Annotated in this window: 4 protein-coding genes; all 4 read right to left on the reverse strand. The window is 56.9% G+C overall.

The genetic code is table 11. The annotated features are described in order from the left end of the window. Positions 1-173 precede the first annotated feature (173 nt). The gene (locus tag VM163_11560) at positions 174-1,667 is read right to left on the reverse strand and encodes an aldehyde dehydrogenase family protein (protein HUT04512.1); all 1,494 of its coding nucleotides are present in this window, start codon (positions 1,665-1,667) and stop codon (positions 174-176) included. 27 nt (positions 1,668-1,694) lie between these two features. Beyond that, positions 1,695-1,865, reverse strand: coding sequence for a hypothetical protein (locus VM163_11565; protein ID HUT04513.1), 171 nt, complete (start codon positions 1,863-1,865; stop codon positions 1,695-1,697). After that, a complete protein-coding gene (locus tag VM163_11570) occupies positions 1,862-2,389 on the reverse strand; it encodes a DUF6677 family protein (protein ID HUT04514.1) in 528 nt (175 codons plus the stop codon). The genes VM163_11565 and VM163_11570 overlap by 4 nt, the downstream gene beginning before the upstream one ends. 24 nt (positions 2,390-2,413) lie before the next feature. Continuing rightward, positions 2,414-4,008: tetratricopeptide repeat protein (locus VM163_11575; GenBank protein HUT04515.1), on the reverse strand; the 1,595-nt coding region annotated here is incomplete at its 5' end.

Consider the following 4,008-nt stretch of genomic DNA (forward strand, 5'->3'; position numbering starts at 1 on the left):
GGCGCCGACCTGGGTTGAAGTGTCAACGGCGAGGATTCTCATCTCATTTCCGAGGCGAGTTCAAGCCGAGAAAGTTCGGGCGGGTCCTATTCTCCACCTGAGGGCGACCGCATTGCACGTCCCACCCTGCCTCAAGAACCCGCCCGAGAACTTGAATGTTCGCCAACGAGGGACTAATTCTCGAAGTCGTCTATTTGTGCCCTCTGGAGCTTGCCGCTGAAATCTACATAGATGGCCTTCCATTCGCAGAAAACGTCAATCGCGGCGATTCCGGCCTCCCGATGGCCATTGCCAGTGCCCTTGGTGCCTCCGAACGGGAGCTGTATCTCGGCGCCAATGGTCGGTGCGTTGACGTAGAACAAGCCCGTGTGCACATCCCGCATCGCGACGAAGGCCTTATTAACGTCCTGCGTGTATATCGCGCCGGAGAGGCCATACTCCGTGTCGTTGCAGATGTCGATCGCCTCGTCAAGGTCTTCGACGACGATTATTGAGACGACTGGCCCAAATATCTCCTCTTTCGCGATTCTCATGTTGCGCTTCACGTTGAAGAAAATCGTTGGCTTGTAGAAGCTGCCTTTCTCACAGCCCGGCCCCGTGTATCGCTCGCCGCCGGCCAGAAGCTGGGCTCCCTCGGCCTTGCCGATCTCGACGTAGGAATGAACTGTTCTGAGCTGGCCTTCGCTCACGAGTGGGCCAACCTCAACGTTCGGGTCGAGACCTGAGCCAAGCCGCAATTTCTCGGCCTGTGTCACATATCGTTCAGCGAACTGTTGAGCGACCTTTTGGTGAACTATTATCCTGCTCGTCGCAGTGCATCGCTGTCCCGTGGTGCCAAAACCGCCCCACAAGGCGCCCTCGAGCGCTAGGTCAAGCCTCGCATCGTCCATGACCATGATCGCGTTCTTGCCGCCCATCTCGAGGCAGACGCGTTTTCTGTGTTTGGCCGCAGATACGCTGAGAGCGGTTCCTATCTCCGTTGAGCCGGTGAACGAGATCAGGTTGACCTCTTTATGGGTCACCATGTCGTCGCCGATCTCGGCGCCGGAGCCTGTAACGACGTTGAAAACGCCCGCCAGAAGGCCCGCCTCCTCGAAGACCTCGGCCAGGTGGATAACTGAGAGCGGGGTGAGCGTTGCGGGCTTTATGACGACAGCGTTGCCCAACACGATGGCCGGAAGCGACTTCCAGGTCGGAATCGCGACCGGGAAGTTCCAGGGCGTTATCGCAGAGACAACGCCGACAGGCATCCTGACCGACATTGCGAACTTGTTCGGCATCTCGGCGGGAACGGTCTGCCCGAAGGACCTCCTTCCCTCGCCGGCCGCGTAAAAGGCCATGTCGATCCCCTCCTGAACGTCGCCCCTGGTCTCTGCTATGACCTTGCCCATCTCCCGAGTCATGTCCCGGGCGATCTCCTCCTTCCGGCGCTTGAGGATGTCAGCGACCCGAAACATCAGCTCCCCACGCTTCGGCGCTGGCACAAGCGCCCACTTCTTCTGTGCCGCACGCGCCGCACTCATCGCGAGATCGACGTCATCAGCGTTCGACTTCTGATGAATGGCAATCAGCTCGTCAGGGTTTGCGGGATTTCGGTTCTCATAAGTCCTGCCCGAGGCGCTGTCTGTCCACTCCCCGTTTATGTAGTTCTTGCACTCAACCGTCATATCAGACCTCCAAATGTACTTCGACTATTATGGCGACAGCAGAAACATCAACCAGCCGACAGCGATGGAGCCAATGGCCATCATGCCAAAGTACTTCGCCGTGCGCTTGAAAATCTTCGCTGGGTCGTTGGTCGCGGTTGTAGCCACAACCGTGGATATTGCGAACGAGATGTATATGAGACAGAGAAAATGCGTCATTTTGGTAACTGTTGCCTCTTGTTCTGGCGAGCGCTTTGTTTCCTGGCTCTTCTCTTGGCCTTTTTCTCCCCCCGTGCCTGGAGCCGGGCCGCCTCGGCAGCGTCGTAATCGTAGCCGATCGAACAGCGATAAGCATCGACGGCCGCCAGGATGTTGAAAAGTCCGGCGCTCAACAGGAAGGTGATGCCGATCTCAAACGTTGGCTGGTCAATCTGGCCCTTCGCGAGGCCGAACCCAATGGCGACGAGGTACAGTATTCCGTTCCCCAATCCCGCCAGGGACCCGATGTAGTTGATCAGCGTCTCTGACCCGCTCTGGCCTTTCTCGAACGCGAAGAGCTTCCCCTCAAGGTGAACGCCGAGAACGAACGTGACGACAATGATGCTGGCCAAAAGCAGGGCTTTCTTTCTCCGCCGAAGATAGAGATGTCCCGCCCCGGGCACCAAGATAGCAAGGAAAAAGACGCCCGCTGCCGCTGCCTTGCTAGAAACAAATCTCGCAGATGCTGCTTCCCAATCTCTCACGTCAATCTCTGGGATTTTTTGACCTCAATCGCCCGCGCTCAGGATTCTGTCAAACCTGGGATCGTCTCGGATACTATCAAAATCCTTCTGCTCTCGTATAGACTCAACAATGTCCTTGGTCATATACCTCCGTCCGCGCCTCAGCCATTTGAACGCGTTATCGGCATCCCCCTTCAGGGCATAGACGCAGGCCAGGTTGAAGTATGGCAAGTAGGAGTGCGTGCCAATACGGACCGCCTCCTTGAAGTGGTCGGCGGCCTCATCATATTTGGCCTGCCGCTTGTAGATGAACCCGAGGTTGTTGTGGGCTTGAATGTTGTGCGGCATTATCTTGAGAGTCTTCTCAAAATACATCTTTGCCCTTGCGAGGTCGCCCTTGAACATGAACGCGTTCCCCAGATAGATCGTCGCGTCCGGGTTATGGCCGTCAATAGCAAGCGCTCTCTCAAGCGCCGCTGTCGCCTCCTCGAACCTCTTGAGCTTGTAGTAGAGAAGTCCGAGCCTGGTCAGGAACGCGGCGCTATTGGGGCGCAGCGTTACTGCCCTTTGGACAGCTGATACCGCCTGGTCGGCCATCCCGGCTCGCTGGAAGTAGATGGAGAGGTTGTTCATCAAGGCCGCATTCTCAAAACCGAGGCGCTGTGCCTCCTCAAAGTGTAACCTTGCGGCGGCGAGATTGCCCTGAAGTTGAGATTGGTGTCCCCACAGAAGAAAATACTTGGCCCGCGACTCCCGCGTCCACTTGTCGATGTAGATATCCTTCTCGGGCTCAGCCAGGAAGTTGGAATAGAGCCGTTGAAAATCGATAGTCCCCGTGAGCGGTTCGGTGAGGAAGGCCTCGAGCAGTATGCCGAAGAGCTTGATGTTAATGGCTGGCACCGAGGGATACTCCGCATAGAACACTGGCGCATCGCGAGAGTTTTCTATAATTCGCATCTCGCGGTTGTAGGATGCTTGTGGGTCATTTTGGTCAAAATACTCTATGACTCGCCATTTTCTATCGTAAAGATTCACGTCGGGTCGCCGACCCTCCACGAATTTGAGGTAGTAAAGAGGGAACAGTGCTGTGTCCGTCTCACCGAAGAACGTGGAGCCAAGCGGCATCGTTCTGAGAAGGTTAAGTCCGTGCCAGTAGGCGTAGTAGTTCCTCGAGCTGTCGCACCTGTGGTAGTTCGAGGCCAAGAGACTGGCCGGGATGACGATGAGCACGATCGAGACCACAAGCGCAAGCTTTCGCCGAGTCGCCGTTTGGCTCAGGTCCCGGCGGCCAGCGAAGATGAGGACGACTTCGGCGGCGCCAAGCCCCGCTAGGACTGCGGCCGCCATGTAGGCTGGCAGGCAATAGGCTGGCTCCAGATATGTTCCCTCGCCGTATAGAAGCGCGACGAGCAGCGTCCCGAATGCAATCAGAAGGAGGAAGAACGTTCGGCCGCGCCTCCTGAACAGCCCTCCGACAAGACCAATCAGCGCAAGCGCCACTCCCGCGATGCCAAGTTCCTTCACGATCGAGCCGAGGAAGGCCTTAGTAACGGTTATATGCTCGCTGAGTGAGCGCGACGCCTGCTTGAACTTGTAGTCGCGCTCCGAGATGTGCTGCCAAAATCGCTCGGATATCGATG

The organism is bacterium (genome assembly GCA_035527515.1).
Classification (GTDB): Bacteria; B130-G9; B130-G9; order B130-G9; family B130-G9; genus B130-G9.